Annotated in this window: 33 protein-coding genes; 15 read left to right on the top strand and 18 right to left on the bottom strand. The window is 66.5% G+C overall.

Annotated features, from left to right (window positions below):
- From KYX69_RS13225 to KYX69_RS13215, 3 genes are all read left to right on the top strand, one after another.
- Entirely contained in the window at positions 1-1,488 is a 1,488-nt protein-coding gene (locus tag KYX69_RS13225) for a tryptophan halogenase family protein (RefSeq protein ID WP_300498136.1), read from the top strand.
- Entirely contained in the window at positions 1,488-2,534 is a 1,047-nt protein-coding gene (locus KYX69_RS13220) for a LacI family DNA-binding transcriptional regulator (RefSeq protein ID WP_300498134.1), read from the top strand. The genes KYX69_RS13225 and KYX69_RS13220 overlap by 1 nt, the downstream gene beginning before the upstream one ends.
- A 183-nt stretch (positions 2,535-2,717) precedes the next feature.
- The gene (locus KYX69_RS13215; RefSeq protein WP_300498132.1) at positions 2,718-4,316 is read left to right on the top strand and encodes a site-specific DNA-methyltransferase; all 1,599 of its coding nucleotides are present in this window, start codon (positions 2,718-2,720) and stop codon (positions 4,314-4,316) included.
- Between the two features lie 517 nt (positions 4,317-4,833).
- Here the strand turns inward: KYX69_RS13215 and KYX69_RS13210 are convergent.
- On the bottom strand, positions 4,834-5,298 hold the full coding sequence (locus KYX69_RS13210) for a hypothetical protein (protein WP_300498130.1): 465 nt from the start codon (positions 5,296-5,298) through the stop codon (positions 4,834-4,836).
- A 250-nt stretch (positions 5,299-5,548) separates the two neighbouring features.
- On the opposite strand from KYX69_RS13210, the gene KYX69_RS13205 reads away from it, so the two are divergent.
- Both KYX69_RS13205 and KYX69_RS13200 read left to right on the top strand, forming a co-directional pair.
- On the top strand, positions 5,549-6,292 hold the full coding sequence (locus KYX69_RS13205) for an NUDIX domain-containing protein (protein ID WP_300498129.1): 744 nt from the start codon (positions 5,549-5,551) through the stop codon (positions 6,290-6,292).
- A complete protein-coding gene (locus KYX69_RS13200) occupies positions 6,289-7,020 on the top strand; it encodes an extensin family protein (RefSeq protein WP_300498127.1) in 732 nt (243 codons plus the stop codon). The genes KYX69_RS13205 and KYX69_RS13200 overlap by 4 nt, the downstream gene beginning before the upstream one ends.
- A gap of 149 nt (positions 7,021-7,169) precedes the next feature.
- Here the strand turns inward: KYX69_RS13200 and KYX69_RS13195 are convergent, their stop codons facing one another.
- Positions 7,170-7,721: a hypothetical protein gene (locus KYX69_RS13195; RefSeq protein WP_300498125.1), complete on the bottom strand. Its 552-nt coding sequence runs from the start codon at positions 7,719-7,721 to the stop codon at positions 7,170-7,172.
- Between the two features lie 461 nt (positions 7,722-8,182).
- Here KYX69_RS13195 and KYX69_RS13190 point away from each other — a divergent pair, with 461 nt between their 5' ends.
- Positions 8,183-8,728: a CHAP domain-containing protein gene (locus tag KYX69_RS13190; protein ID WP_300498124.1), complete on the top strand. Its 546-nt coding sequence runs from the start codon at positions 8,183-8,185 to the stop codon at positions 8,726-8,728.
- Between the two features lie 3 nt (positions 8,729-8,731).
- Here the strand turns inward: KYX69_RS13190 and msrB are convergent, their stop codons facing one another.
- The gene (gene msrB / locus KYX69_RS13185) at positions 8,732-9,211 is read right to left on the bottom strand and encodes a peptide-methionine (R)-S-oxide reductase MsrB (protein WP_300498123.1); all 480 of its coding nucleotides are present in this window, start codon (positions 9,209-9,211) and stop codon (positions 8,732-8,734) included.
- Between the two features lie 127 nt (positions 9,212-9,338).
- Between msrB and KYX69_RS13180 the strand changes: the two genes are divergently transcribed.
- Positions 9,339-9,584, top strand: coding sequence for a hypothetical protein (locus KYX69_RS13180; protein ID WP_300498122.1), 246 nt, complete (start codon positions 9,339-9,341; stop codon positions 9,582-9,584).
- Here KYX69_RS13180 and KYX69_RS13175 read toward each other — a convergent pair.
- The 3 genes from KYX69_RS13175 to KYX69_RS13165 all read right to left on the bottom strand — a co-directional run bounded on the left by KYX69_RS13175 (position 9,571) and on the right by KYX69_RS13165 (position 13,152).
- Positions 9,571-10,800 (bottom strand): cytochrome P450, encoded by a 1,230-nt coding sequence (locus tag KYX69_RS13175; protein WP_300498121.1) that lies wholly within the window; start codon positions 10,798-10,800, stop codon positions 9,571-9,573. The genes KYX69_RS13180 and KYX69_RS13175 overlap by 14 nt on opposite strands.
- A 190-nt stretch (positions 10,801-10,990) precedes the next feature.
- Entirely contained in the window at positions 10,991-12,229 is a 1,239-nt protein-coding gene (locus KYX69_RS13170) for an ABC transporter permease (protein ID WP_300498120.1), read from the bottom strand.
- The gene (locus KYX69_RS13165; RefSeq protein WP_300498118.1) at positions 12,226-13,152 is read right to left on the bottom strand and encodes an ABC transporter ATP-binding protein; all 927 of its coding nucleotides are present in this window, start codon (positions 13,150-13,152) and stop codon (positions 12,226-12,228) included. The genes KYX69_RS13170 and KYX69_RS13165 overlap by 4 nt, the downstream gene beginning before the upstream one ends.
- Before the next feature lie 41 nt (positions 13,153-13,193).
- On the opposite strand from KYX69_RS13165, the gene queG reads away from it, so the two are divergent.
- Both queG and KYX69_RS13155 read left to right on the top strand, forming a co-directional pair.
- Positions 13,194-14,237, top strand: a complete 1,044-nt coding sequence (gene queG, locus KYX69_RS13160; protein WP_300498116.1) for a tRNA epoxyqueuosine(34) reductase QueG — start codon at positions 13,194-13,196, stop codon at positions 14,235-14,237.
- Positions 14,238-14,248: 11 nt separating this feature from the next.
- Positions 14,249-14,587: a hypothetical protein gene (locus KYX69_RS13155; RefSeq protein ID WP_300498115.1), complete on the top strand. Its 339-nt coding sequence runs from the start codon at positions 14,249-14,251 to the stop codon at positions 14,585-14,587.
- A gap of 55 nt (positions 14,588-14,642) precedes the next feature.
- Here KYX69_RS13155 and KYX69_RS13150 read toward each other — a convergent pair whose 3' ends face one another.
- Together KYX69_RS13150 and KYX69_RS13145 are read right to left on the bottom strand one after the other, a co-directional pair.
- Positions 14,643-15,020 carry a hypothetical protein gene (locus tag KYX69_RS13150; RefSeq protein ID WP_300498114.1) on the bottom strand — a complete coding sequence of 126 codons (378 nt, stop codon included), beginning with the start codon at positions 15,018-15,020 and terminating at the stop codon, positions 14,643-14,645.
- Positions 15,017-15,778 (bottom strand): EI24 domain-containing protein, encoded by a 762-nt coding sequence (locus KYX69_RS13145; protein ID WP_367280207.1) that lies wholly within the window; start codon positions 15,776-15,778, stop codon positions 15,017-15,019. The genes KYX69_RS13150 and KYX69_RS13145 overlap by 4 nt, the downstream gene beginning before the upstream one ends.
- A gap of 19 nt (positions 15,779-15,797) precedes the next feature.
- On the opposite strand from KYX69_RS13145, the gene KYX69_RS13140 reads away from it, so the two are divergent.
- Positions 15,798-16,793, top strand: coding sequence for an adenosine kinase (locus tag KYX69_RS13140; RefSeq protein ID WP_300498112.1), 996 nt, complete (start codon positions 15,798-15,800; stop codon positions 16,791-16,793).
- Between the two features lie 73 nt (positions 16,794-16,866).
- On the opposite strand, the gene KYX69_RS13135 is transcribed toward KYX69_RS13140, so the two are convergent.
- From KYX69_RS13135 to hisB, 10 genes are all read right to left on the bottom strand, one after another.
- On the bottom strand, positions 16,867-18,444 hold the full coding sequence (locus KYX69_RS13135) for an amino acid permease (protein WP_300498110.1): 1,578 nt from the start codon (positions 18,442-18,444) through the stop codon (positions 16,867-16,869).
- A gap of 130 nt (positions 18,445-18,574) precedes the next feature.
- On the bottom strand, positions 18,575-18,997 hold the full coding sequence (locus KYX69_RS13130) for a histidine triad nucleotide-binding protein (protein ID WP_300498108.1): 423 nt from the start codon (positions 18,995-18,997) through the stop codon (positions 18,575-18,577).
- Between the two features lie 145 nt (positions 18,998-19,142).
- On the bottom strand, positions 19,143-19,463 hold the full coding sequence (locus tag KYX69_RS13125; protein ID WP_300498107.1) for a phosphoribosyl-ATP diphosphatase: 321 nt from the start codon (positions 19,461-19,463) through the stop codon (positions 19,143-19,145).
- A gap of 31 nt (positions 19,464-19,494) precedes the next feature.
- Positions 19,495-19,692 (bottom strand): hypothetical protein, encoded by a 198-nt coding sequence (locus KYX69_RS13120; protein WP_300498106.1) that lies wholly within the window; start codon positions 19,690-19,692, stop codon positions 19,495-19,497.
- A 41-nt stretch (positions 19,693-19,733) separates the two neighbouring features.
- Positions 19,734-19,964 (bottom strand): PEP-CTERM sorting domain-containing protein, encoded by a 231-nt coding sequence (locus KYX69_RS13115; protein WP_300498105.1) that lies wholly within the window; start codon positions 19,962-19,964, stop codon positions 19,734-19,736.
- 124 nt (positions 19,965-20,088) lie between these two features.
- Positions 20,089-20,856, bottom strand: a complete 768-nt coding sequence (gene hisF, locus KYX69_RS13110; protein ID WP_300498104.1) for an imidazole glycerol phosphate synthase subunit HisF — start codon at positions 20,854-20,856, stop codon at positions 20,089-20,091.
- Complete coding sequence (hisA, locus tag KYX69_RS13105) at positions 20,853-21,578, bottom strand: 1-(5-phosphoribosyl)-5-[(5-phosphoribosylamino)methylideneamino]imidazole-4-carboxamide isomerase (RefSeq protein ID WP_300498103.1); 726 nt, start codon at positions 21,576-21,578, stop codon at positions 20,853-20,855. The genes hisF and hisA overlap by 4 nt, the downstream gene beginning before the upstream one ends.
- A complete protein-coding gene (gene hisH, locus KYX69_RS13100) occupies positions 21,566-22,165 on the bottom strand; it encodes an imidazole glycerol phosphate synthase subunit HisH (RefSeq protein ID WP_300498101.1) in 600 nt (199 codons plus the stop codon). The genes hisA and hisH overlap by 13 nt, the downstream gene beginning before the upstream one ends.
- Positions 22,162-22,470, bottom strand: coding sequence for a YciI family protein (locus KYX69_RS13095; protein WP_300498099.1), 309 nt, complete (start codon positions 22,468-22,470; stop codon positions 22,162-22,164). Before KYX69_RS13095 ends, hisH begins: the two co-directional genes overlap by 4 nt.
- On the bottom strand, positions 22,470-23,057 hold the full coding sequence (hisB, locus tag KYX69_RS13090) for an imidazoleglycerol-phosphate dehydratase HisB (protein WP_300498098.1): 588 nt from the start codon (positions 23,055-23,057) through the stop codon (positions 22,470-22,472). The genes KYX69_RS13095 and hisB overlap by 1 nt, the downstream gene beginning before the upstream one ends.
- A 102-nt stretch (positions 23,058-23,159) precedes the next feature.
- Here hisB and KYX69_RS13085 point away from each other — a divergent pair, with 102 nt between their 5' ends.
- From KYX69_RS13085 to KYX69_RS13065, 5 genes are all read left to right on the top strand, one after another.
- A complete protein-coding gene (locus KYX69_RS13085; RefSeq protein ID WP_300498097.1) occupies positions 23,160-23,645 on the top strand; it encodes an SspB family protein in 486 nt (161 codons plus the stop codon).
- A gap of 53 nt (positions 23,646-23,698) precedes the next feature.
- A complete protein-coding gene (gene fumC, locus KYX69_RS13080; protein WP_300498096.1) occupies positions 23,699-25,084 on the top strand; it encodes a class II fumarate hydratase in 1,386 nt (461 codons plus the stop codon).
- Between the two features lie 62 nt (positions 25,085-25,146).
- Complete coding sequence (locus tag KYX69_RS13075; protein ID WP_300498095.1) at positions 25,147-25,281, top strand: hypothetical protein; 135 nt, start codon at positions 25,147-25,149, stop codon at positions 25,279-25,281.
- Entirely contained in the window at positions 25,278-25,475 is a 198-nt protein-coding gene (locus KYX69_RS13070; RefSeq protein ID WP_300498093.1) for a hypothetical protein, read from the top strand. The genes KYX69_RS13075 and KYX69_RS13070 overlap by 4 nt, the downstream gene beginning before the upstream one ends.
- A complete protein-coding gene (locus KYX69_RS13065) occupies positions 25,472-25,663 on the top strand; it encodes a hypothetical protein (RefSeq protein ID WP_300498092.1) in 192 nt (63 codons plus the stop codon). Before KYX69_RS13070 ends, KYX69_RS13065 begins: the two co-directional genes overlap by 4 nt.
- Positions 25,664-25,673: the final 10 nt, after the last annotated feature.

Below are 25,673 nucleotides of genomic sequence, written 5' to 3'. Positions count from 1 at the left end.
ATGATCAAGCGCATTGTCGTCGCCGGGGGCGGCACCGCCGGATGGATGGCCGCCGCCGCGCTGGCGCGCACCATGGGCCACACCGTCGCGGTCACTCTGGTGGAATCCGAGGCGATCGGCACGGTCGGCGTCGGCGAGTCCACGATCCCGCCGCTTGTCGTCTACAACCGCCTGCTCGGCATCAACGAGGCGGAGTTCATGCGCGCCACCCAGGCGACGTTCAAGCTGGGCATCCTGTTCGACAATTGGAAACAGCCGGGCGACCGCTATTTCCACAGCTTCGGCTATACCGGAAAGGACCATTGGGCCGCCGGGTTCCAGCATTACTGGCTGGAGGGCCGCGCGCGCGGGCACACCCAATCCTATGACGATTATTGCCTCGAGCTGGTCGCCGCGTTGCAGAGCAAGTTCGCGCAATTGCCCGACAACAAGGTCAACTACGCCTATCAGCTCGATTCCGGCCTCTATGCCCGCTTCCTGCGCCAGATGGCGGAGGCCGACGGCGTCACGCGGGTCGAGGGCAAGATCGCCCGCGTCGAGCTGAACGGCGAAAGCGGCGACATTGCCGCGCTCGAGCTGGACGGTGGCCGCCGGATCGAGGGCGACCTGTTCCTCGACTGCACCGGCTTTCGCGCGCTGCTGATTGAAGGCGCGCTGCACGCCGGTTACGACGACTGGACCCACTGGCTGCCGTGCGACAGCGCGATCGCGTTGCAGACGCCCAATGTCCGCCCGCCGGTGCCCTACACCCGCGCGATGGCGCATGACGCCGGCTGGCAATGGCGCATCCCGCTGCAGCACCGCACCGGCAACGGCATCGTCTATTGCAGCCGCTATCTCGACCATGACGCCGCGCTCGAACGGCTGCTCGGCAATATCGAGGGCGAGCCGCTGACCCCGCCCAACAAGATCCGCTTCCAGACCGGCGCGCGGCGCAAGCAGTGGCACCGCAACTGCATCGCCATCGGCCTGTCGGGCGGGTTCATGGAGCCGCTCGAATCCACCTCGATCCACCTGATCCAGCGCGCGATCCTGCGCCTGATCCGCATGATGCCGCAGGGCGCGATCAGCCCGCGCGACGTGGCCGAATTCAACGACCAGCAATTCCAGGATATGGAGCAGATCCGCGACTTCCTGATCCTGCACTACAAAGTCACCGACCGCCGCGACTCTCCCTTCTGGCGGCAATGCGCCGCGATGGACGTGCCAGACACGCTGCGCCAAAAGATCGAACTGTTCCGCGACACCGCGCGCGTCTTCCGCCGGAACGAGGAGTTGTTCGCCGAAAACAGCTGGGTTCAGGTGATGCTGGGGCAGGGGATCGAACCAAAGGCATGGCACCCGATCGCGGGCAAGCTCAACGACGATGAACTCGACCGCCTGCTCGGCATGATCCGCCAGGACGTGACCCGCACCGTCGCGGGCCTGCCCGCCCATGCCGATTACGTCGCCCGCTATTGCGGCGCTGCCGAGCCTGCAGCTGCCTGATGGCACGACGCAAGCAAGCGGTCACGATCAAGCATGTCGCAGCGGACGCCGGGGTCTCGCTGCAGACGGTGAGCCGCGTCATCAACAAGGAGCCGAATGTCCGGCCCGAGATGATGGCGCGGGTGCAGGACTCGATCGCGCGGCTGGGCTATGTCCCGTCGATCGCGGCGCAGCGGATGAGCGGGTCGCGCTCCTACCTCATCATGGCGCTCAACGATCGCGAGCGGACGATCGAGGGCTGGAAATCGCGCGAAGGCACCGACTGGGTCGATCAGATGCTGCTCGGCGGCATGCTGACCTGCGCAGAACATGGCTATCGCCTGATCGTCGAGCTGGTCGACACGCATAGCGATCATATCGAGCGCGAGCTGTCCGCCGCCATCGCCGCGCTCCAGCCCGACGGCGTCCTGCTGACCCCGCCGCACTCGGCCAACCCTGAGATTATCGCGCTGCTTGACGCGGCGGGCATCGACATGGCGCGGATCGGGTCGCTGTCTCCGGGACCGGGCTTCCGGCTGACCATGGGCGACGACCTTGCCGCCGCAATGGCGACCCGGCACCTGATCGAGCTGGGACACACGCGGATCGGCTTCATCGCCGGGTCGCTCGAATATGAACTGAGCGGCTGGCGCGTCGATGGCTGGCGCGCGGCGATGGACGAAGCGGGGCTGCCGACCGAGGGGCTGCTGGCCCAAGGCGATTTCAGCATCGAATCCGGCCGTGAATGCGCGCCGCAGCTGATCGACACGGGCGCGACCGCGATCATCGCCAGTAACGACCAGATGGCGCTGGCCACGCTGGAGGTCGCGCGCGCACGCGGCCTGTCGGTCCCGGACGATCTGTCGGTGATCAGCTTCGACGACACCCCGGTCGCGCGTTTTTCGCACCCGCCGCTGACCGCAGTCGAACAGCCGATCGCCGCCGTCACCGCGCGTGGGGTCGAGCTGATCATCGGCGCGCGGTCCGGTCGGGCGGAACCGGGCGACCCGGTCGTGGTCACGCCGGGCCTGACCGTGCGCGCCTCCACTGCGCCGCCACGATCGTAACGCATCCGCTCCAAAGCGGGCGCGATCTGCTCCACCTTCGATGCATCTCCGTTCGTCCCCGGCAGGCGCGCGGCCCTAGGGTGTCGCCCGCAGCAATTGGGTCCGCAACGGATGGGATCACCGCCCCGACGCGCGCATGTTCCGGTAACGTTCCCTGACCGCACGGCGCGGTGGGAGGAGCGGATGACCGTAGCCAACTCCCTGTTCTACGGGGATAATCTGGATGTGATGCGGGCGCATTTCCCGGATGGATGCGTCGATCTCGTCTATCTCGACCCGCCGTTCAATTCGAACGCCAGCTACAATATCCTCTTCCGATCCCCGACCGGCAGCGACGCCGATGCACAGGTTCAGGCGTTCGAAGACAGCTGGCACTGGAACGACGCGGCGGAGGACGCCTTTGATCAGGTGATGCAGAGCGGCCACGCCCGCGCCTTCGACCTGCTCGCCGCATTTCGCAGCGCGCTCGGCACCAACGACATGATGGCATATCTCGCGATGATGGCGATCCGCCTGATCGAACTGCACCGCGTGCTCAAGGCAGAGGGCAGCCTCTATCTCCACTGCGACCCGACCGCGAGCCATTACCTCAAATTGCTGCTCGACGCGGTGTTCGGGGCAGAGCGGTTCCGCAATGAGATCACCTGGAAACGCACGTCAGCGCACAGCGATGGCGGGCGCTACGGGCGCAACACCGACACGATCCTCTTCTATGCCAAGGGCGCGAAGCCACGCTGGAACCCACTCTTCACCCCCTATGACCCCGATTACGCCGCGCGCTTCCGCAACCGCGACCCCGACGGGAGGCTATGGATGGACGATAACCTCACCGCCAAGGGGCTGTCGGGCGGTGGCTATCATTATGCCTATAAGGGCGTCACCTCATACTGGCGGATGCCGGTCGAGACGATGGAACGGCTGGACCGGGAGGGGCGGCTGCACTTCACCCGCACCGGCGGCATCCGCCTCAAACGCTATCTCGACGAAGCGCGCGGATCGCCGGTGCAGGCGCTGTGGACCGACATCCCCGCGCTCAATTCACAGGCGCAGGAGCGGCTAGGCTATCCGACGCAAAAGCCGATCGCGCTGCTGGAGCGGATCATCGCCGCATCGTCCGACCCCGGCGATCTGGTGCTCGACCCGTTCTGCGGCTGCGGCACTGCGGTGCATGCGGCGGAAAAGCTCGGGCGGCGCTGGGCGGGGATCGACGTCACGCACCTTGCCATCGGCCTCATCGAAAAGCGGATGCGCGCCGCATTCCCCGGCGTGGCGCTGCGGGTGGAGGGGACGCCGCGCGACTGCGCCGCCGCCGCCGACCTCGCCCGGCGCGACCCGTATCAGTTCCAATGGTGGGCGGTGGCGATGATCGACGCGGTGCCGTTCGGCGGGCGGCGCAGGGGCGCGGATGGCGGGATCGACGGCATCATCTATTTCCGCCCCGACCGCCGCCAGACCGCGCGCGCGCTGGTCTCGGTCAAGGGCGGCGAGCGCGTCGGCGTCGGCGTGGTCCGCGACCTGCACTCGGCCATGGAACGCGAGCGCGCCCCGATCGGCGTCGTCCTCACCCGCTCCACCCCCTCCGCCCCGATGCTGCGCGAAGCGGCGGCGGTCGGGCGGTTCCACAGCGAGGCGACGGGGCGGAGTTATGCGCGGATGCAGATATTGACGGTCGAGGAACTGTTCCGCGGGCGGCGGCCGGACATTCCGCTGGTGGACCATGCGGCGGCGTTTCGGACTGCGCCGCGCGAGCGGGTGGGTGGGGAGCAGGCGGTGTTGTTGTAAGGGGGGCGACCCGACAGGTTTTCGGTCGAGAACGGACATTGACTTCCATTTGCCGTAGCTCGACGGTCGCGGAATGGTATCCGCTCTCTCGCTAGCGTTTTCAGCGTTGCACTCGTCCGTCTCGTCGCCGCCCATCCGTTGCGAGATATCGATGGCAAACTGGTGCATCGTTCAAGCTCGATCGACGATTGAGATGCGAGACACGGGCACGACACGCGAGTGGATCATCTCTACCACCGCAGATACTGCGCCGGCTCAAATTAGCATCTCGGAAGACAAGTTTTGCGAGGGCGATCTGACCTATCGACCAGATGCCACATCCGGCGCCATTAAATTTCAAGCGCCAGCTGACGGATGCGGTCTAAGGGTATCAGTGTCCGGTCAGGGCGCCTCCGTAAGAGCGAGCACTTTGGTCCAGATGATGATCATGCTGAAACGGCGTGATCGGTGGGACCCAGTCCGCTTCTAGTGTTCGAGTTTTTTCGCCGCTATTTGTGTGCAGCATCGCCGCCGCGACTTATCGAGTCTGGCGCTGCTTTGCCGGGACCCACGGCATGTTTTTGGCGACTGATGTCAGCTTGAAGCCAGCCTTCTCATCGGCCTCGAACCAGACTTTTCCGTGATCGAGGAAACAGCCACGCCAACCCGCATTTTGAAGGCCGCTCGCACCTCGCTTGGCAATCTCGCCCCACTCTGCGCGAGTAATGCGGCCAGGAGTGATTGAATTGAAATCCCCCAAGCGGAACGAGAGCCACCTTCCGCGAGCATCTGTTATCGAGAATCTGTCGGCAACGAACTGCTTAAACCGTGCTCCCGACCCACCTTCAGCCAGTGTGTCCTTCAGGCGCGAAAAATACGCCTCGACTTCAATGTTCGTGGTCTCTCCACCGCAGTAGATCTTGTGACCCTCTACCTTGCGTGCAGGAAGTGAGCTCGCCCCCATCAGCCAAGGCGCGACAGAAATGATAGCAAGGACCCTCATAGGCTCCCAATTATCACATCCGCACAACTCCGCTAATGGATTGAGTAGCGGACAAACGCGTCACGCTTCGACCCGTCACCCCCGCGAAAGCGGGGGCCCATCTCCCGGGCTCTCCTCGAAACGTGCCGGTGCAATGTGCCGATCCTGCAGGAGATGGGCCCCCGCTTTCGCGGGGGTGACGAAGGGGGGTAGTCGCCGCGTAGTCACCACACATTGCCCATACGCTTCCCACCCCATACACCCATCCCCAATGCCCGAAGACCTCACCCCCATCCCCGCAGCAACCCTCGTCGTCTTCCGCGAGCGCGGCGATGGCCCGCCCGAACTGCTGATGCTCGAACGCTCGGCGGCGATGCGGTTTGCGGGTGGGGCGGTGGTGTTTCCCGGCGGGCGGGTCGATGCGGGCGACTACGCCTTTGCCGCGACCCTGGCCGGCGATCCCGACGACCTCGCCGCGCGGGTGGCGGCGGTGCGCGAAACCATCGAGGAGGCGGGGGTGGCGATCGGCGTCGACCTGCCCGACCTGGCCGCCGCGCGGCGCGCGCTCTATGACGGCACCCCGTTCGCGGAGGTGATCGCGGGGGCCAAGTTCGACCCCGCCGCGCTCGTCCCCTTTGCCCGCTGGCTGCCGCATCAGGGCGTCGCGCATCGCATCTTCGACACGCGCTTCTACCTCGCCCGCTGGCCCGATGGCGCGCCCGATCCGGCGGTGGACGGCAATGAGAATAGCCAGCTCTTCTGGTCGAGCGCGCGCGCCACGCTCGCCGCCGCCGATGCGGGCAAGGTGCGGATGATTTTCCCCACGCGCCGCAACCTTGAGCGGCTGGCGCTGTTCAACAGCTTCGACGATGCGGTCGCCGATGCGCGGGCGCATCCGATCGAAATCATCTCCCCCTGGATCGAGGTGCGCGACGGCGTGGACCATCTCTGCATTCCCGAAGGACTGGGCTATCCGGTGACGTCCCAGCCGCTCACCGCCGCACTGCGCGCATGAAGGCGCTGCGCACCACCGTCGGCGCGGTCATCATCGCCGCGCTGCTGCTGACGCTGGCGCTGCTCGTCTATGCGATGCTGCGCAACCGGCCCCAGGATCTGCCCTGGACCAAGCTCGATCTGTCGCAGCCGGTCGGCATGTTCACCGGGCGCAAGCTGACCGCGCTGACCGACGATTTCCCTGCCTGCCGCGCCGCACTCGACAAGGCCGGCATCCGCTACACCGCGTTGCCCGCGCGCACCGAAGGGGAGGGCTGCGGCTATACCGACGCCGTCCGCTTCACCAAGGGCGGGCCACGCCGCATCGGCTTTGCCCCCGCCGACCTTGGCGTCTCCTGCCCGGTCGCGGCGGGGCTGGCGGTGTGGGAATGGGAAGTCGTCCAGCCCGCCGCCCAGCGCATCTTCGGCCAGCGCGTTGCGGAGATCGAGCATTTCGGCAGCTACAACTGCCGCCGCATGTATAATCGCGAAGGCGCGAGCTGGAGCGAGCACGCCACCGCCGACGCGGTCGATATCGCCGCCTTCCGCCTCGCCGATGGCACGCGCATCACGCTGATCGGCGACTGGGCGGGGGAGGGGAAGAAGGCGCAATTCCTGCGCGCGGTGCGCGACGGCGGCTGCGACCTGTTCGCGACCGTGCTGTCACCCGATTACAATGAAGCGCACCGCGACCATTTCCATTTCGACCAGGCGGAGCGCGGCGCGATGGGCTGGCGAGCGTGTCGGTAGCCCCTTAATCCTCCCCCGCCAGGGGGAGGTGTCAGCGTAGCTGACGGAGGGGGAGGAAAGGTTGACGCATGAAGGGGGAGGACGTCGCCGTCCTCCCCCTCCGCCGCCTTCGGCGCCACCTCCCCCTGGCGGGGGAGGATTATTTCAATTCAATTCGGCAGCGCGCCGGCGTCCACCTTCTCCACCCATTGCGGGTAGAAGGCCGGCTGGCGGTTGGACCAGCCCGATGCGGTCGCGGCGGCTTCGCTGATCGACTGGAGCAGCTTGCGGCGGAGGTCCGGGTGAAGATGCGGCAACGCTGCGGCCGAGCAGAAGGCGGCGGGGAGCCACGGGCGCACCTCGGCCCCGACCAGTCGCTCATAGAGGAAGCGATAGGCCGAAAAGCTGGTCAGCCGCCCCTGCGACAGGTCGAACGCGGTGACGGTGATCAGCGGGCTGAGGAACGGCTCCATCGCGTCGAGCCCGGTATCGTCCGGGATCAGCGCGCGGATTTCGGGGAGGCGGTCATAGATATGCGCCTGCGCACGGATGCTGGCTGCTTCGACCACGTCGCGCGACCAGCGCTCCAGTGCGTCGTCGCGGTCGAGGCCGATGTCGAGCGCGCGGCGGATATAGCGCTGCGTCGCTGCGGCGAACCCCGCAAATTCCTTCATCTCGGCCAGGGTCATGGCCCCTTCGGCCGGCTTGCTCCGTGCACTCATCTCCTACACTCCCACCCCACTCAATTGCCCACTCCGCGATCATGCTCCCCGCATGGTTAACGACGCGATAATGCTGCGTCGTCGCGCGTTAAGCATGTGATCACAGCCTATGTCGCAACGCAACATGGCTGCGGCGAACCGAGTCAGTCACTTTTGAAACGATCGCGAAGTGCGGCTTTGGCGCAACAAAATGCTCCGGGTCCGTAACATCGCGACCGATCGCCTTGTGGTTGACCGGCTCTTTCACCTTAGGCGGGATAAGGTGCCGATGGTCGCTGAAATGGCGGATTCGGCGCGGCTAGGTAGTCGTCCTTAGCCATCCGCTGCGGCGCAACACGGGTCGTTCCGCAAGTCATCGCCCCGACGAAACGATTCATCGGATATACAGGTTGGAGGGGTGGTCAGTCCGCGACCGCCCTGCCAATCCCCATCCTAAGAGTTCGGGGAAGGGATTTTCCACCATGTTTCAGACGCTGAAAGCGCGTTTCGCGCTGATGGCCGCGCTTTGCCTGGCGACCATCGCCACGCCGGCCCAGGCCCAGTTCTGGCAGTGCGCCCCCTATGCTCGCATGATCTCCGGCGTCGAAATCTATGGCAATGCCCATACTTGGTGGGCGCAGGCCGAGGGCCGCTATGCCCGTGGCGACGCCCCGGTCGAAGGCGCGGTCATGTCCTTCGCGCCCACCCAGCGCATGCGCCTCGGCCATGTCGCGATGGTGTCGAAGGTGCTGAGCGACCGCGAAGTCCTGCTCACGCACGCCAACTGGTCGCGTCGCGGCGGCGTCGAGAAGGACGTGATTGCAGTCGACGTGTCGGAAGCGGGCGACTGGAGCCGCGTGAAGGTGTGGTTCGCGTCGAACAATGGCCTCGGCACCTCGACCTACCCGGTCAATGGCTTCATCTATGCCAAGGGCGCACCGCGCAACAACGCCGCCCCGTTCGACAATGTCACGATTGCGCAGGCCGACCTGTCGCAGTTCGGGATTGAAACCTCGCTTCAGAAGTGAGCGTCAGGCCGGCCTGAAGTTCAGCGCCAGCCCGTTGATGCAATGCCGCTTGCCGGTCGGCGGCGGCCCGTCATCGAACACATGGCCCAGATGCCCGCCACAGCGGCGACAAATCACCTCGGTCCGCACCATCCCCAGCGAGAAATCGGACTTGGTCCGCACCGCATTGGGCAGCGCCTGCCAGAAGCTCGGCCAGCCGGTGCCGCTCTCGAACTTGGTCTTCGACGAATAGAGCGGCAGCCCGCACCCGGCACAGGCGAACGTACCCGCGCGCTTTTCCTTGTTTAGCGGGCTCGAATAGGGACGCTCGGTCCCCTCCTGCCGCAGGATGCGATATTGCGCGGGTGTCAGCCGCTTGCGCCATTCAGCATCGGTCAGCGTGAACTCGAACTTCTGGGCGGCCGCCTCGCTCTCGTCCGAACTACACCCGACGATCATCGCCGTGCCGACGACCCCGATGAACTGACGACGATCAACGTGCATCCCGCTTCTCCTTCACAACGAGATACGTTGCCGACCGCGATTCGGTTTCACACCATCCACTCAAGCGCCCGGAACCAACGCCGTTCCCCGGCTTTCATGCAGCGGCGGGGGCAGATGCGGGTGACACATGGCATTTCAACAGCTTGACCCACCAATCCCGGTCCAGGTGATCGACAAGGGCAAGGGCTATGCCTTCGCCGTCATCGACTATGGCCCGGAGCACAACCTGATCTGGGTCACCGCGCTCGACGAAAATGGCGAGATCTGGTGTGCCCCCAACCCGCTGGTGCGGATGCAGGGCAATTGGACGCTGGGCCGAAAGCGCCCCGCCGCCATGCCCGCCGCCCCCGACGCCTGCGTCAGTAGCGGCTAAGCTCCACCGGCATCGACTTATAGCCATGGACGAAGCACGCCGCGACGCGCTCCGGCTCCGCGACGACGTTCGGGCGCAGTCGCCGCTTCGCCATTTCCTCCATCAGCACACCGATCTGCAGCTCCGCCAGCCGCGCGCCGACGCAGCGGTGGATGCCATGGCCGAACGCCAGATGGCGGCGCGCATTGGCGCGATCGACGATGATCTCGTCCGGCCGCTCGAACACGCTTTCGTCACGGTTGGCCGACAGATACCATAGGACGAGTTTGTCGCCCGCCTTGATCTGCTGCCCCATCAGCTCGGCGTCCGCCGTCGCGGTGCGGCGCATATGCGCCAGCGGCGTCTGCCAGCGGATGATCTCCTGCGTCGCATTGGCGATCAGCGACGGATCGGCCTCCAGCTTCGCGCGCTGCTCCGGGAATTGCTCCAGCGCCCAGGCATAGGCGCTCATCGAATTGCGCGTCGTGTCGTTGCCGCCGACGATCAGCAGGATCAGGTTGCCGAGGAATTCGAACTGATCCATCTCCTTCATCGCGTCGGAATGGATCATCATCGAAATCAGGTCCGGCGTCGGGTCCTTGCCGACCTTGCTGTTCCACAGCGCGCCGAACTCCGCCGCGCACTGGAACAGGATTTCGCGGCGCTCCTCCTTCTTCACCGGGTCCTTGGCAATCTCGATATCGCCAGCCCAGTCGGACCAATAGGTCAGCTTGCGCCGCTCCTCCCACGGGAAGTCGAACAAAAGCGCCAGCATCTGCGTCGTCAGCTCGATCGACACGCGGTCGACCCAATCGAACGTCTCGCCGATCGGCAGCCCGTCCAGGATCTCGGACGTGCGCTGGCGAATGTCGCCGGTCATGCGCAGCATCTCGCTGGGGGTAAAGGCAGGCGCAACGGTGCGGCGCTGGCCGGTATGCTTCGGCCGGTCCATCGCGATGAACATCGGCATGCGAATGTCCTCGGGCATCAGGTCGGCGACGACGATCCCGCCCGCTTCGGACGAATAGAGCTCGGGCAGCGATTCGACCTCGACGATCGGCTTGTAGGTCGAGATCGACCAATAGGGCCCGAACCCGCTCTGCTCGCACTTGTACACCGGCGCCTCGGCGCGCAGCTGGCGGAACGGTTCGTGCCAGGTGTCGTCGCGGTAGAGCTCGGCCCGCGTGACGTCGAGCGGATCGACGACGGGCGCGGTTTCGGGCGCAAGGGTGGCCATGGCGATACTCTCCCGGATTCTGTCTTTCCGGGAGAGTGAATTAACTTACAGGAATGTCAATAGCGGGGTTGCGCTACAACGAGTCACCCTCACCCTTCCGGCGCTTCGCGCCTCCCTCCCTCTCTCAATGGGAGAGGGAAGGGGCCCGCGAGCGTAGCGAGTGGGAAGGGTGAGGGTGACCGCGTTGAGGTCAGGCAACCACCTTCTTCCGCCGGATCTTCGGGCTCCCCGATTGCAGCACCCCGCGCCGGAACAGGCGCGCGGCGATCGACACGGTGATCACCACCCACATCGCCTGCCATGCCAGCGCCGCGAAATGCCGCCACAGCTCCGGCGAGTTCGCCGCGCGCGCCGCCATCGCAAAGGGTGAGCTGAACGGAAACAGTTCCGCCGCGGTCGCGACCCAGCTGTCCGGGCTCGCCGCCGCCGCCGAGGCAAAGCCGAACATCGCGACCTGAAAGATCGTGATCGGCAGCGACAGCATCTGCAACTCGCGTTGCGTGCTCGCCTGTGCGCCCAGCCCCAGGAACACCGCTCCGAGCAGCATGTACGCCATCACGAAATAGGCGAGGAACAACAGGCCATAGGGCAGCAACCCGACTGCCGGGCCGATATCCGAAAGCCCGGCGGCAAGCCGCGGCGGCATCACGCTCGCGGCGTTCGCGCCCAGATTGACCACCACCGTCCCCCAGAACAGCAGGAACAGCAACGCCACGCCGAACATGCCAAGCAGCTTGCCAAAGAACACGCTCTCCAGCGGTACTGCGGCGGCAAGGATCTCGATCACCTTGTTCGACCGTTCCTCCGCCATCGTGCCGACCACCTGGCCAGCCAGCATCAGCGAGACGATGAACAGCGCGAACACGGTGAAGAACGCCGCCTGACCCTGTCCGCTCGACGAGGTCGTGGTGCGCGACACCACCGTCTTGGTCGCTTCGCTCAGCGGCGCGTCGGTCCCGGCACGCTCGGCGCGCAGCACCTGGCTCGCCAGCTCGGCGAGATATTCGGCCGATCGCGGGCCGTTCTCGACGTGCAGGATCTGCGGCCGCTCGAGCGGGCCGTAGAGCACCGCATAGGTGTCGATCCCCTTGCGATCGATCAGCGCCTTGGCCTGCGCGCGCGGATTGGCGCTGGGTGCTTCGACGATCAGGTCGGCGGGCTGGGTCGCGACCGAAAACATGCGGCGCAACTGCTTGTCCATCGCGACCACGGTGCGCGCCTGCTTGCCGCTGGCGATGAACACGATGCGCGACTTCGAATCGCCGCTCTTGGCCATCGTCGCCGCACCCAGCCCGCCGATCGTGCCGAACCCCAGCATCAGCAGCGGCGCGAGCAGGAACAGCAGGAAAGTCGGGGTAAACACCGTCGCCACGAAATCGCGGCGCGCGATCGTCATCGTCTGGCGCACCAGTCGGGAAAAGCCGTTCATGCCGCTGCTGCCTCTTCCAATGCCTGGGCGCCGACGATCTTCACGAACACATCGTGCAGCGACGGGCGCTCGATCGACAGGCCCGAAATGCCGTATCCCGCGTCGATCAGCCGCACCAGCAACGCCTCGATCCCCTCATCCGGCAGGGTGAAGCGCCAGCCGCCCTCGTTATCGGAAACCGCGTCGGCGGGGAGCAGCGCGGCGATGCCCGCGTCATTATGATGCGGCACATAATGCGCCTTGTGCGGCAAGGTGCCGCGCGCATCGGCCATGCTACCCTCGAACCGTACCTTGCCGCCGGCGATGATCGTCAGCCGGTCGCATAGCCGCTCGGCATGCGCCATCACATGCGTCGAAAACAGGATCGTCGCGCCGCGATCGCGCTCGGCCAGGATCAATTTCTCCAGCCGCTCCTGATTGACCGGGTCGAGGCCTGAAAAGGGTTCGTCGAGCACCAGCAGGTCAGGCTGATGGACCACTGACCCGAGCAACTGGACCAGCTGCGCCATGCCCTTGGACAATTTGCGGATCTTCTGGTCGGTCGCGTGGCCGAGCCCCGCCGCTTCCATCAGCTCGACCGCGCGCTTGCGCCCGGTCTTCCAGTCCAGCCCGCGCAGCGCGCCCATGAACGCAATCGCGTGCGTCGCCTTCATGCTCGGATACAGGCCGCGCTCCTCGGGCAGGTAACCGACCCGGTCGCTCATCTCGCGCGGGCGCTCGCTGCCCAGCATGGTGCGCTCGCCCTCATCGGGTTCGATGATGCCGAGCAGCATGCGCAGCGTCGTGGTCTTGCCCGCGCCATTGGGGCCAAGCACGCCATAGATCATGCCCTTGGGCACGGCGATATCGACGCCATCGACGACGCGCCGGTCGCCGAAGCGTTTGACGAGGCCTTGGGCGGTGACCGCCAATTCGTGATGCAACTGGAATCCCCTCGCTTGGATTCCCGTGGTAGCGGGGGGTGATGCAGGAGCGCAAGGCACTGGAGGATCGGATTCGCGAAAAGGCGGCGGAGCTGGGCTTTGCCGCTTGCGGATACGCTTCGGCGGATGCGGCGCCTTTGGCGGGGAAGCGCCTGCGCGAATGGCTGGAACAGGGCCGCCATGGCGACATGATCTGGATGGAGGAGCGCGCGCATCATCGCGAAAGCCCCGCCGGGCTCTGGCCGGAGGTGCGCAGCGTCATCGCGCTCGGCATGAGCTACGCCCCCGCGCTCGATCCGCTCGCTCTGGCGGGGGAGGGGGATCGCGGCCGCATCTCGGTCTATGCGCAGGGCGCGGACTATCACGACGTGGTCAAAAAGGCGCTGAAGGCGCTCGGCCGCTGGCTGGCGCAGGAGGCCGGGTGCGACCTCAAGGTGTTCGTCGACACCGCCCCGGTGATGGAGAAGCCGCTGGCCGAGGCGGCAGGCCTGGGCTGGCAGGGCAAGCATACCAATCTGGTCAGTCGCAGCCATGGTAGCTGGCTGTTCCTCGGCGCGATCTACACCACGCTCGATCTGGCGCCCGACGCGCCCGGCCGCGACCGCTGCGGGTCCTGCGATGCGTGCCAGCGCGCCTGCCCGACCGACGCCTTCCCCGCGCCCTACACGCTCGATGCGCGGCGCTGCATTTCGTACCTGACGATCGAGCATAAAGGGCCGATTCCGGAGGAGTTCCGGGAAGGCATCGGCAACCGTATCTATGGCTGTGACGATTGCCTCGCGGTCTGCCCGTGGAACAAGTTCGCACAGGCCGCCGCGCGCAACATCGCCTTCGCCCCGCGCGCCGAGCTGACCGCGCCGGAGCTGGCCGACCTCCTCGCGCTCGACGATGCCGGGTTCAGGCAGGTGTTCTCAGGCTCCCCGATCAAGCGCATCGGCCGCGACCGCATGGTCCGCAACTGCCTGATCGCCGCCGGGAACAGCGGCGATCCGGCGCTACGCCCCGCAGTCGCGGCGCTGGTGACCGACCCCGATCCGGTGGTAAGCGAGGCGGCAGACTGGGCGCTGGCGAAGCTCGGTGGATAGGGGAGGTGACGATGCGCGCGTTTCAACTGTTGCTGATTGCTTTGTGGCTGGTGCTGGCGGGCTATACCGGCGTGGTGATCGCGCGGCACGGGCTCGACCTGCTGCCGATCTTCTTCGGCGATATGGCCAAGCTCGCCTGGCCGGGGCAGTTCAACCTGGATTTCCTGTGCTTCCTGGTCCTCTCGGCGCTGTGGACCGCATGGCGTAACGGCTTTTCGGCTGGCGGCCTCGCACTGGCGCTGGTCGCCTTTTTCGGCGGGGCGGGGTTCCTGCTGCCCTATCTGCTGTGGCTCACAATCAGCACCCACGGCGACATGCGCCGGGTGTTGCTGGGCGTGCGCGCCTACTAGCCCCTCTTGCTTGCGGTAGGGGTTGGGGAGGGTCTTCTTCTTCCTGAGCCGCGCCCTACCGCCCCGCCCGGCTCGCCCGGATTGCCGCCGCACAGCTGGCCTGATCGATCGGCGACCCGTCACGCTGGCGCGTCTCGGCAAAGGTCACCACCGGATCGCCGCGCCCGGACTTGGGCGGGTAGAGATAGGCGTCGAGCACGCAGGTGCCGTTGCCGAACTGCAGCTTGCGCGCGCTGCCTTCGGTCACATCGAGCAGCGGGCGGCCGAACTGCGCGGTCAGGGCATTGGCGCTCGCCCCGATCACGCTGGTCAGCGCGGCCATGCCCGGCTGCGGCACCGGCACCGGCGCGGCGCGGCCGGGCGGGGGTACGACGCCCCCGCCGCCACAGGCGGACAACAGGGCAAGGGCGGACAGTGCCGCAATCACTCTCACTTGGCGTTTCTCCGATGAAACATGTGCGTCGCCATTGCTGCGCCGACGATCGGCGCGATCAGATTGGCGAACGGGATAAAGAACAATCCGGTTCCCGCCGCCCCGGTGGCAAAGCGCGGCAGCCGCGTGCTCGCCCGCCAGCGCTGCAAATCCTGCGCCGGCATGTGCCGCACCGCGACCATGTCCCCCAGGTCGCGCCCCAGCAGCCAGCTGTTGACGATGAAGAAGGCGATGGCCGTCCCGACTCCGGTGACGAGCAGGATCAGATAGAGGGGCGACAGCGCGAGGTTGACGAGCAACGCCCGCCCGGCGGAGCGCAGCCCCATGGCGGCGGACCGCGCAAAACTCACGTCGCGCGCGGCGGCGAAGCGCTCGGGATAATGTTTCGCCTCGACCGCATGGACCACTTCGTCCGCGAACACCCCGATCACGGCGATGGCGACGATACGGAACAACAGCCACGCGCCGAGCAGCGCGATCAGGACCGCGGTCGCCGCGGCGAGGCTCGCGATACTCTGGCTGGCCGAGAAATAGGTGGCGACAAGATACTCGATCCCGAACCACAGCCCCGCGCCCAATGCGGCAAAGATCGCCAGCGTCACCAGCATCGACTTGGCGAACACCGCGACGATGCGCTTGTCGAACAACTGGCCGATCGAAAGAAGCAGCGCCTGGACCATGTGGACATCGTTGCGGGGCGATGTCGCCCAAGTCAACGCAGTTGCGCCGGGCCGGATGGCGCTATAGGCGCGCGACATCTATTCTCCGGAGACAGAAGTGACCGCACCCACCCACGACGTCGTCGCAATCGGCAACGCCATTGTCGACATTCTCGCCCAGGCCGAGGACAGTTTCATCGAAGAAATCGGCGTCGCCAAGGGCTCGATGCAGCTCATGTTCTCGCCCGAAGAAGCCGACGCGCTCTATGCCAAGATGGGCCCGGGCCGTGAGGTTTCGGGCGGTTCGGCGGCGAACACCGTCGCCGGCATGGCCGCACTCGGCAGCCGCACCGCATTCATCGGCCAGGTCGCCGACGACCAGCTGGGTCAGGTGTTCGGCCACGACCTGCGCGCCGCCGGCGTCGATTTCGGCACCGCGGTCCGCCCGGGCCAGCCGACCACCGCGCGCTGCCTGATCTTCGTGACGCCGGACGGCCAGCGCACGATGAACACTTTCCTCGGCGCATCGCAGTTCCTGCCCGAAGCGGCGCTCGACCGCGACCTGATCGCGGGCGGCGCGATCCTGTATCTCGAAGGCTATCTGTGGGATCCGGAAGAACCGCGCCAGGCAATGCGCGCCGCGATCGGAATCGCGCGCGACGCTGGCCGCAAGGTTGCATTCACCCTGTCGGACGTGTTCTGCATCAGCCGCCATGGCGACGATTTCCGCGCGCTGATCGCCGAGGGCCTCGTCGACATCCTGTTCGCGAACGAGAATGAGCTGCTCGCGCTCGCACAGGTCGAAGAGTTCGACGCGGCGGTCGAGAAGGTCGCGGCGCAGGTCCCGACGCTGGTCGTCACCCGCAGCGAAAAGGGCGCGATTGCGGTGCAGAACGGTACCCGCGTCGCGGTTCCGGCCGAGCCGATCGAGAAGGTGGTCGACACCACCGGCGCAGGCGACCTGTTCGCCGCCGGCTTCCTCCACGGCCAGGCGCAGGGCTGGGACGTCGAGACGTCGCTGAAGCTCGGTGCGGCCTGCGCGGCGGAGATCATCTCGCATTATGGCGCGCGGCCCGAGGCGGACCTCAAGGAAATCGCCGCCAAGTTCGGCTGAACCGCCAGTATCGCGATAAAAAAGGGCCGGGGGAAACCCCGGCCCTTTCTGTTTCGGGCAGTCGCCCCGGCGCTTAGTGCGTGCCGGGGGTGTGCGGTTCTATTTCCGTCACCGCCTCGACCTCGTGGCTTTCCACGATGCCCTTGCCGAGATGGCTGCGGCTGCGGCTGTAGAGGAAGTAGATCACCAGGCCCACCGCCGCCCAGATCGGCAACACCAGCATCGCCTCAAGCGGCAGGTTGAGGAACAGGAAGACCGTTCCCGCGATCGTCGCCGGGCCGATCAGCCACAGCATCGGTGTCTTGAACTTGCGCGGCGTGTCGGCGGCAGTCTTGCGCAGGATCATCACCGCGATGGCGACCATCATGAACGCATAGAGCGTGCCGGCATTGGCGATGTCGGCGAGCTTGCCGACCGGCAGGAACGCCGCTGCAACCGCGACCGCGCCGCCGGTGATGGCGGTGATGATGTGCGGCGTCTTCCACTTGGGATGCACCTTGCTCCACGATTCGGGGAGCAGGCCGTCGCGGCTCATCACAAATGCCACGCGGGTCTGACCGAACAGCAGGATCAGGATGACCGACGGCAGCGCGACGAACGCGGCGATGCCCAGCATGTTGCCCACGCCCGACCAGCCGATCTGACGCAGCACATGCGCCAGCGCCTCGTTGGAGCAGACGAGCGGCAGCGCGTCGGCGGCATAGGTGGCGCACTGGCGCGCCAGCTCTTCCGAACCGGCCGGGAAAGGAACGCCATTCGGGCCCATGATCGGCTGACCGCCGACCGTGCCGACTGCGCCCGCCGCGACGAGGATGTAGAAGACGGTGCAGAACAGCAGCGACCCGATCAGGCCGATCGGCACGTTGCGCTGCGGGTTCTTGGTCTCTTCAGCCGCGGTCGAAACCGCGTCGAAGCCGACATAGGCGAAGAAGATCGTCGCCGCCGCGCCGACCGCGCCCAGGCCCGAACCGAAGCCGCCGAACACGCCGGCGGGGAGGAAGGGGTTGAACTTGTCGGTCGAGAAATACTCGCTCGGCAGGGTCAGCACGATGAAGGCGGTCAGCGCCGTCACCTTGATCGCGACCAGGATCGCGTTGACGCGGGCGCTCTCGGTCGTGCCGATCATCAGCAGCCAGGTCACGAGCAGCGCGATCACCACCGCCGGCAGGTTGATGAACCCGCCCTCTACACCACCCAGCGCGAGCGGCGCGCCGGACAGGAATGCGGGCAGCTGTATCCCCAGGAACTCGTTCAATATCGTCCCTGTGAAATAGCCGGACCACCCGACCGACACGGCGCTTGCCGCCACCGCATATTCGAGGACGAGCGCCCAGCCGACGGTCCAGGCGAGCACTTCGCCCATCGTCGCATAGGTATAGGTATAGGCGGAGCCCGCGACCGGGATCATCGCTGCGATCTCGGCATAGCAGAGCGCGGCGACGATGCAGATCAGGCCAGCGATGGCAAAGGCCAGCATGAGGCCCGGACCGGCCTTTTGCGCGCCTGCCGCGGTCAGCACGAAGATACCGGTGCCGATGACGCAACCGATGCCGAACAAGGTAAGCTGGAACCATCCGAGCGAGCGATGGAGCGATTTCTTCTCCGCCGTCGCCAGGATCGCGCCGAGTGGCTTAACGCGACCAAATATCATGATGAAGGTTTCCCCCTTGGCGACGCCGGAGTGACCGGTCGCCGCAGATACGAAAGCTGGGAGAGCCTAGCCGCAAATCGGTCGCACGCAATCCCCGAATTGCAGCTTTGTTACAAATGATACGGCAGACTTAACCAATCGCATCGCCGCGCGCGAGCATCGCGTCAACCGTCGCCCCCTCGACCAGCATCGGTCCCAGCTTGCGCCCGGCAAACAGGTGGACGTGCAAATGCCCGACCGTCTGGTGCGCATCGGCCCCGGCATTGGCGAGCAGGCGATATCCCGGCGCGACCAGCCCCGCCTCGCGCGCCACCTTGCCCACCGCGCGGACAAAGCCTGCAATCTCCGCGTCGGACGCCCGCGCACTGAAATCGTCCCAGCTGACATAGGCGCCCTTCGGGATTACCAGGATATGGGTCGGCGCGACGGGGGCGATATCGGGAAAGGCGAGGGCGTAATCGTCCTCATAGATGCGCTTGGCCGGAATCTCGCCGCGCAGGATCTTCGCGAAGATGTTGCTGTCGTCATAGGGCTGAGTCGCGTCGACGGGCATCAGGGTCTCCTTTCCGCCTGTCATAGCCAGCCCGTCACCCCCGCGAAAGCGGGGGCCATCTCCTGCGCTGGCCAAATTCAAATCCGGTGCAGCCGGTGGACAATCCGGGAGATGGGCCCCCGCTTTCGCGGGGGTGACGATCAGCTCAGCCGTTCCGGCTCGCCTTTTCCTCGATCCCCGACACCCCCTCGCGCCGCGCCAGTTCTGCGCGGACGTCATCAAGCGACAGGTCCATGTCGGCGAGCAGGACGAGCAGGTGGAAGATCAGGTCCGCCGCTTCACCGGTCAACCCGGCGCGGTCGTCCTGCACCGCGGCAATCGCGGCCTCGACCGCCTCCTCGCCCAGCTTCTGAGCGATCTTGGCGCGGCCTTTCGCGGTCAGTTTCGCGACATAGGATGACGCCGGATCGCGCATGCGGCGGTCGCGGATCACGGATTCGAGCGTCGCGAGAATGTCGTCGGCCATGGTCGCGCAGTCGGTCAGCGAAGCGCCGGTGTCAATCCTGCGAACCGCCCTCGCGCCGCGCGCGGGCTCGGCGCCGCATCGCGCGCTGGGCGAGCCACAGCCCGCCCGCGGCCATCGCCGCCAGCGCCAGATCCGACAGCTCCGGCATCGTCCGCCGGCTGATTTCGCCGCTATGCGCCGCAAATGCGGGTGCGGCGGTCAGCAGGATCAGGGGCAGGGCGCGGATCATGCGCGAAGCCTAAACCCGCGACCCTGCCAAAAGGTTTAAGCTCAATCCTCGCGCTTGCGGCGGCGCATGATCGCAGCGCCAGCAATCCCCAGCGCGAACAGGCCGATCGCGGCCGGCTCGGGGATCGAAGTGGGGCTGCCGCCCGACGATCCGGTGCCGCCGCCCGACGACGATCCCGGCGGGGTCGAGCTCGGCGGCTTGTCATAGGCCAGCGCCGGCGCGGCGGCGAAGGCGGCGGCAAGCGCGGCGAGGCGAAGGCTGGTACGAATCATGGGGTTCTCCCGTTACCGGTTGTCTGCCGGGAGCGGAGCAAGAAGCCTGCCAGCGGGTACGAACGCGCCGCATCAGCGGGAGTCGAGGGTTAACGCCGCCCCACCGCAACCGGTAACTGTCAAGTTAACCGACGGTGCGCACCGGGATGCCCGCACCCGCCAACGCGGCATGCGCATCGGCGATGCTCGCCTGACCGAAATGGAAGATCGACGCGGCGAGCACCGCGCTGGCATGCCCCTCGACGATGCCCGCGACGAGATCGGCGAGGCCGCCGACCCCACCCGATGCGACGACCGGCACGCGCACCTGATCGGCGATGGTGCGGATCAGCGGCAGGTCGTATCCGTCGCGCGTGCCGTCGCGGTCCATCGACGTGACGAGCAATTCGCCCGCACCAAGGCGCGCAAGGTTTAGCGCGTGCTCGACCGCGTCGATGCCGGTCGGCTTGCGCCCGCCATGGGTGAAGACTTCCCAGCGGCCCGGTTCCACCTGCCGCGCATCGACCGAAGCGACGACGCATTGGCTGCCCATCTTCTCGGCAATGTCCGCGACCAGTTCGGGCCGCACGACCGCCGCGCTGTTGACCGCGACCTTGTCCGCTCCGGCCAGCAGCAGTGCGCGGGCATCCTCGACGCTGCGCACCCCGCCGCCGACGGTCAGCGGCATGAAACACACCTCGGCAGTGCGGCGGACGACATCGAGGATCGTGCCGCGCGCCTCGTGGCTGGCGGTGATGTCGAGGAAGCACAATTCGTCCGCCCCGGCGGCGTCATAGGCGCGCGCCTGCTCGACCGGATCACCGGCATCGACCAGATCGACGAAGTTCACGCCCTTGACGACCCGCCCCCCGGCGACGTCGAGACAGGGAATGACGCGCGCGCGGACGGTCATGCGGCGACCCTGATCGCCTCGGCCAGATCAAGCCGCCCGTCATACAGCGCCCGCCCGGTGATCACGCCTTCGATCCCGGGCTTTCCGACCAGCGCATGGATATCCGCAATCCCCGCGACTCCGCCGCTGGCGATCACCGGGATTGACACCTCAGCGGCGAGCGCGACCGTCGCCTCGACATTGCAGCCCTTGAGCAGTCCGTCGCGGCCGACATCGGTGAACAGCAACGCCGCAACGCCCGCATCCTCGAAGCGATGGCCCAGTTCGGCGATCGACACGGTCGAGACATCGGCCCAACCCTTGGTCGCGACAAAGCCGTCGCGCGCATCCACCGCCACGACGACGCGGCCGGGATGCGCCTTGGCGGACTCGCGTACGAAGTCGGGATCTTCCAGCGCGGCGGTGCCGATCACCACGCGGGTCACGCCGAGATCGAGCCAGCGCTCGACCGACGCGCGGTTGCGGATGCCGCCGCCCAGCTGGACCTTGCCCGGAAAACGATCGACGATCGCCGCAACCGCGACACCATTGATCGACTCACCCGCGAACGCCCCATCGAGATCGACGACGTGCAGCCACTCGGCCCCGGCCTGCGCGAACAAGCCGGCCTGCGCTGCGGGGTCGTCGCCATAGACGGTGGCGCGCGCCATATCCCCCTCGGCAAGGCGGACGACCTGCCCGGATTTGAGGTCGATGGCAGGAAAAACGATCACGGCTTCCACCCTAGAAAACGCTGGAGGAGCGCCAGCCCATAATGCTGGCTCTTTTCGGGGTGGAACTGCACCCCAAGGATATTGTCGCGCCCGATCGCGGCGGTGACGGGACCGCCATGGTCGGTAATCGCCAGCACGCCGCTGCCGGAATAGGCAAAGCTGTGCAGGAAATAGGCCTCGCCCGGCTCGATCAGCGCATGCGGGGCGAGCGGGGTCACGTCGTTCCAGCCCATGTGCGGGACATGGACGTCCCCGGCCGGCAGTTCGCGCACCACGCCGTCCATCCAGCCCAGGCCATCATGGCTGCCATGTTCCTCGCCACGCGTCGCGAGCAGCTGCATGCCGACGCACACGCCGAGGAACGGCGCGCCCTGTTCGAGCACGCGGCGCTCCATTGCGTCCACCATCCCGGGGATCGCGCGCAGCCCCGCGGCGCAGGCACCGAACGCGCCGACGCCGGGCAGAACGATGCGATCGGCCTGCGCCACCACGTCGGGATCGGCGGTCACCGCGATATTGTTCGCCCCGGCGGCCTTCAGCGCATTGTGGACCGAATGAAGATTGCCCGCGCCGTAATCGATCAGCGCGATGGTCATGACAGCAGCGGTGCCAGCGCGTCGGCGGCGAAGCTGGCCGCCACCTCGGTCACGCTCGCCGTCGCGACGCCAGAGCTGACGAACGGGTCGGTCGCGGCAAAGGCCTCAACCTCGGCGCGATGGCCGCGGCACAGGATGATGCCACCGGTGCGCGGCACCTGACGCCCCGCGATCAGCAGCAGCCCTTCCGCAAAACCGGCTTCCAGCCAGGCGACATGCGCCGCCATCTGCGCGTCGACCTGCTCGATCGGCGCGACGTAGCTCAAGGTGATGACACAGACCGGCGCGGCGTCCAGTCGGGCCATTACAGCGTCCCCTTGGTGCTCGGGATCGTGTCCGCCTTGCGCGGGTCGATCGCCACTGCCTCACGCAGCGCGCGGGCAAGGCCCTTGAACGCGGCTTCGGCGATATGGTGGTTGTTGCTGCCGTACAGCGTCTCGACGTGCAGCGTCAGGCCGGCGGTCTGGGCGAAGCTGTGGAACCAGTGTTCGAACATCTCGGTGTCCATTTCGCCCAGCCGCTTCTGGCTGAACTGCGTCTTCCACACCAGGAAGGGGCGCCCCGAAATGTCGAGCGCGACGCGGGTCAGCGTCTCGTCCATCGGGCTCAGCGCATCGGCGTAACGGCGGATGCCGCGCTTGTCGCCCAGCGCCTTCGCCACCGCCTCGCCGATCGCAAGGCCGGTATCCTCGACCGTGTGATGCTGGTCGATATGCAGGTCGCCGACGGTCTTCACGTCGAGGTCGATCAGCGAATGGCGCGACAGCTGCTCGAGCATATGGTCGAAAAAGCCGATCCCGGTGGAGATCGTGTAGCTGCCGGTGCCATCGAGATTCACGGTCACATCGACCGAAGTCTCGCTGGTCTTGCGGCTGATCGTGGCGGTACGCATGGCCGTCCCCATAGCGGTTGCGCGGGCGGGCGCAATCACCCCTGCACTTTGGTGAATGGCAAGAAATCTTGACCGCTCCGCTGGCGTCGCTAGGTCAGGGGCATGACCGGCAATGTACCTGACAGCTTGATTCCCTATGACGAGATCGTGCAGGAGGCCCTGCGCGCGGTCGTCGGCCGGGTGCTGGATCAGGTCGCCGCGACCGGCGCGCTGCCCGGCGCGCACCATTTCTACATCACGTTCAAGACGCGCGCGCCCGGCGTGGACATTCCCGATCGGCTGATCGAACGCTTCCCGGACGAGATGACGATCGTCCTTCAGCACCGCTTCTGGGACCTGAAGGTCGACGATAACCGCTTCTCGGTGGGCTTGAGCTTCAACCAGATCCCGTCGATCCTAACGATCCCGTTTGCGGCGATCACCGGCTTTCACGACCCCGCGGTCAATTTCGAGCTGCGCTTTCAGGCGGCGGAAGACCCAGACGGTCCCGACCCGCATGACGAAGCGGAAAATGACGAGCCGCCGATCGCGACCCCGGTCGAGGACGGGTCGAACGTCGTCGCGGTGGATTTCAAGCGGAAGAAGTAAGGCTTGCGTTTGCGGCCGCGCATCCCAGCTTGGGCGGGGATGATGGAGGCTGCATGACCGATACCCGCACCGAAACCGACTCGATCGGCGCGATCGAGGTACCCGCCACCGCCTATTGGGGCGCGCAGACCCAGCGGAGCATCGAGAATTTCCCGTTCGGCGCGATGGAGCGGATGCCGATCGGCATCGTCCGCGCGCAGGCGATTGTCAAACAGGCGGCGGCGCGGGTGAATGCGAAGCACGGCCTGGCGCCGGAGATCGTCGCGGCAATCGAGGATGCGGCAAGCGCGATCGTCGCTGGGCAGCTCGACGACCAGTTTCCGCTGGTGATCTGGCAGACCGGCAGCGGCACCCAGACCAACATGAACGTCAATGAGGTGATCGCCGGCTACGCCAATGAACGCCTCGCCGGGACGCGGGGTGGCAAGTCGCCCGTCCACCCCAACGACCATGTGAACATGAGCCAGTCGTCGAACGACAGCTTCCCCACCGCACTGCACGTCGCGGCGGTGCTGGCGACGCGCGACGCGCTGCTGCCCGCGCTCGATCGGCTGACGGCAGCGCTGGTCGCCAAGGCTGAAGCGTGGGGGCATATCGTCAAGATCGGCCGCACCCACACGCAGGACGCGACCCCGCTGACGCTGGGACAGGAGTTTTCGGGCTACGCCGCGCAGCTGATCAGTTGCAAAGCGCGGATCGAGGGGGCGCTGAACGGCAATCTGCGCAAGCTCGCGATCGGTGGGACCGCAGTTGGCACCGGGCTCAATGCGCCAGCGGGCTGGGCCGAGGATATGGCCGCCGCCATCTCCGACATCACCGGAACCGCCTTCGAAAGCGCGCCCAACAAGTTCGAGCAGCTCGCGGCCAAGGATGGCCTCGTCTTCTTCTCGGGCGCGCTCAACACGCTGGCGGTGGCGCTGACCAAGATCGCCAACGACATCCGCTTCCTCGGCTCCGGCCCGCGCTCGGGCTTGGGCGAGCTGTCGCTCCCCGCGAATGAGCCGGGCAGCTCGATCATGCCGGGCAAGGTCAATCCCACCCAGTGCGAATCGCTGACGATGGTCGCGGCGCAGGTGATCGGCAATCACCAGGCGGTGACCGTCGGGGGGATGCAGGGGCATTTCGAGCTCAACGTGTTCATGCCGCTGATCGGCGCGAACGTGCTGCGCTCGATCCATCTGCTCAGTGTCGGGATGGAGAGCTTCGCCGAGCGCTGTGTCGATGGCATGACCGCGAACGAGGATCGCATTGCAGAACTGGTCGAGCGCTCGCTGATGCTCGTCACCGCGCTCGCGCCAGAGATCGGCTATGACAATGCCGCGAAGATCGCCAAGACCGCGCATGCGCAGGGGACGACGCTGCGCGAGGCGGGGCTGGCGCTCGGCTTGGTCGATGCCGCAACCTTCGACCGGCTTGTCCGTCCCGAAACGATGGTCTGACTCGTCGACGCGGAACCCATTGCGGCTTCGCGCTTTTCCTCCTCCGAACGGAGGCTTGGTTAATGGACGGATCGATCATTGGAGCGCTGCTGGGCGGCGTCGCGGTTGCATTTGCGGGCGCGGCCTTCTGGACCGGGCTGCGCGGAATGGGCGAGGTGTTCGACCTCGCGACCGGAAATAAGGAGTTTGGACGATGATCGGCGATCTGGTGGCGGGCTATATCGGCAAGCGTATCGATGAGAGCGATGGCGAGGGCGGTACGCTCGGCACCATCGCCGGCATCGCCGCCTGGCGTGTCGGCAAGACGGTGATTCCGGCCGCAATCGTGCTTGGCGCCGCGGCACTTGGCGCGCGCTATGTCCGCCGCCGGTGGCAGGCGCGCGCGGCATGATCCGCACCATCTTCGCCGCACTGCTGGGGCGTGCAATCGACCGCCGCGACGGGCGTGGCGGGATGAAGGGCGCGATCGTCGGTGCGGTCGGTCAGCGTGCGCTGACGCGGATGGGCCCGTTCGGTTGGGTGATCGGCGGCGTGATCCTGCTCTGGTCGCTCCTCACGGGGCGCCGTCGCCGCTATTAACCGCCTCCCA

It is taken from the genome of Sphingomonas sp., assembly GCF_030145815.1.
In the GTDB taxonomy this organism is placed as follows: domain Bacteria; phylum Pseudomonadota; class Alphaproteobacteria; order Sphingomonadales; family Sphingomonadaceae; genus Sphingomonas.
This window is presented reverse-complemented; position numbering and strand designations above follow the sequence as displayed.

What these genes read in the sequence shown, in the direction of transcription:
- KYX69_RS13175 (WP_300498121.1), bottom strand. Translation starts at nt 10,800, where the DNA reads ATGGCCACCCTTGCGCCCGAAACCGCGCCCGTCGTCGATCCGCTCGAC.
- msrB (WP_300498123.1), bottom strand. Translation starts at nt 9,211, where the DNA reads ATGCACGTTGATCGTCGTCAGTTCATCGGGGTCGTCGGCACGGCGATG.
- hisF (WP_300498104.1), bottom strand. Translation starts at nt 20,856, where the DNA reads ATGACCGTCCGCGCGCGCGTCATTCCCTGTCTCGACGTCGCCGGGGGG.
- hisB (WP_300498098.1), bottom strand. Translation starts at nt 23,057, where the DNA reads ATGCGTACCGCCACGATCAGCCGCAAGACCAGCGAGACTTCGGTCGAT.
- KYX69_RS13130 (WP_300498108.1), bottom strand. Translation starts at nt 18,997, where the DNA reads ATGCCCGTCGACGCGACTCAGCCCTATGACGACAGCAACATCTTCGCG.
- KYX69_RS13210 (WP_300498130.1), bottom strand. Translation starts at nt 5,298, where the DNA reads ATGAGGGTCCTTGCTATCATTTCTGTCGCGCCTTGGCTGATGGGGGCG.
- fumC (WP_300498096.1), top strand. Translation starts at nt 23,699, where the DNA reads ATGACCGATACCCGCACCGAAACCGACTCGATCGGCGCGATCGAGGTA.
- KYX69_RS13075 (WP_300498095.1), top strand. Translation starts at nt 25,147, where the DNA reads ATGGACGGATCGATCATTGGAGCGCTGCTGGGCGGCGTCGCGGTTGCA.
- KYX69_RS13095 (WP_300498099.1), bottom strand. Translation starts at nt 22,470, where the DNA reads ATGGCCCGACTGGACGCCGCGCCGGTCTGTGTCATCACCTTGAGCTAC.
- KYX69_RS13135 (WP_300498110.1), bottom strand. Translation starts at nt 18,444, where the DNA reads ATGATATTTGGTCGCGTTAAGCCACTCGGCGCGATCCTGGCGACGGCG.
- KYX69_RS13125 (WP_300498107.1), bottom strand. Translation starts at nt 19,463, where the DNA reads ATGGCCGACGACATTCTCGCGACGCTCGAATCCGTGATCCGCGACCGC.
- queG (WP_300498116.1), top strand. Translation starts at nt 13,194, where the DNA reads ATGCAGGAGCGCAAGGCACTGGAGGATCGGATTCGCGAAAAGGCGGCG.
- KYX69_RS13085 (WP_300498097.1), top strand. Translation starts at nt 23,160, where the DNA reads ATGACCGGCAATGTACCTGACAGCTTGATTCCCTATGACGAGATCGTG.
- KYX69_RS13200 (WP_300498127.1), top strand. Translation starts at nt 6,289, where the DNA reads ATGAAGGCGCTGCGCACCACCGTCGGCGCGGTCATCATCGCCGCGCTG.
- KYX69_RS13170 (WP_300498120.1), bottom strand. Translation starts at nt 12,229, where the DNA reads ATGAACGGCTTTTCCCGACTGGTGCGCCAGACGATGACGATCGCGCGC.
- KYX69_RS13065 (WP_300498092.1), top strand. Translation starts at nt 25,472, where the DNA reads ATGATCCGCACCATCTTCGCCGCACTGCTGGGGCGTGCAATCGACCGC.
- KYX69_RS13070 (WP_300498093.1), top strand. Translation starts at nt 25,278, where the DNA reads ATGATCGGCGATCTGGTGGCGGGCTATATCGGCAAGCGTATCGATGAG.
- KYX69_RS13205 (WP_300498129.1), top strand. Translation starts at nt 5,549, where the DNA reads ATGCCCGAAGACCTCACCCCCATCCCCGCAGCAACCCTCGTCGTCTTC.
- KYX69_RS13155 (WP_300498115.1), top strand. Translation starts at nt 14,249, where the DNA reads ATGCGCGCGTTTCAACTGTTGCTGATTGCTTTGTGGCTGGTGCTGGCG.
- KYX69_RS13145 (WP_367280207.1), bottom strand. Translation starts at nt 15,778, where the DNA reads ATGTCGCGCGCCTATAGCGCCATCCGGCCCGGCGCAACTGCGTTGACT.
- KYX69_RS13180 (WP_300498122.1), top strand. Translation starts at nt 9,339, where the DNA reads ATGGCATTTCAACAGCTTGACCCACCAATCCCGGTCCAGGTGATCGAC.
- KYX69_RS13195 (WP_300498125.1), bottom strand. Translation starts at nt 7,721, where the DNA reads ATGAGTGCACGGAGCAAGCCGGCCGAAGGGGCCATGACCCTGGCCGAG.
- KYX69_RS13225 (WP_300498136.1), top strand. Translation starts at nt 1, where the DNA reads ATGATCAAGCGCATTGTCGTCGCCGGGGGCGGCACCGCCGGATGGATG.
- KYX69_RS13190 (WP_300498124.1), top strand. Translation starts at nt 8,183, where the DNA reads ATGTTTCAGACGCTGAAAGCGCGTTTCGCGCTGATGGCCGCGCTTTGC.
- hisH (WP_300498101.1), bottom strand. Translation starts at nt 22,165, where the DNA reads ATGACCATCGCGCTGATCGATTACGGCGCGGGCAATCTTCATTCGGTC.
- KYX69_RS13220 (WP_300498134.1), top strand. Translation starts at nt 1,488, where the DNA reads ATGGCACGACGCAAGCAAGCGGTCACGATCAAGCATGTCGCAGCGGAC.
- KYX69_RS13120 (WP_300498106.1), bottom strand. Translation starts at nt 19,692, where the DNA reads ATGATCCGCGCCCTGCCCCTGATCCTGCTGACCGCCGCACCCGCATTT.
- KYX69_RS13115 (WP_300498105.1), bottom strand. Translation starts at nt 19,964, where the DNA reads ATGATTCGTACCAGCCTTCGCCTCGCCGCGCTTGCCGCCGCCTTCGCC.
- KYX69_RS13215 (WP_300498132.1), top strand. Translation starts at nt 2,718, where the DNA reads ATGACCGTAGCCAACTCCCTGTTCTACGGGGATAATCTGGATGTGATG.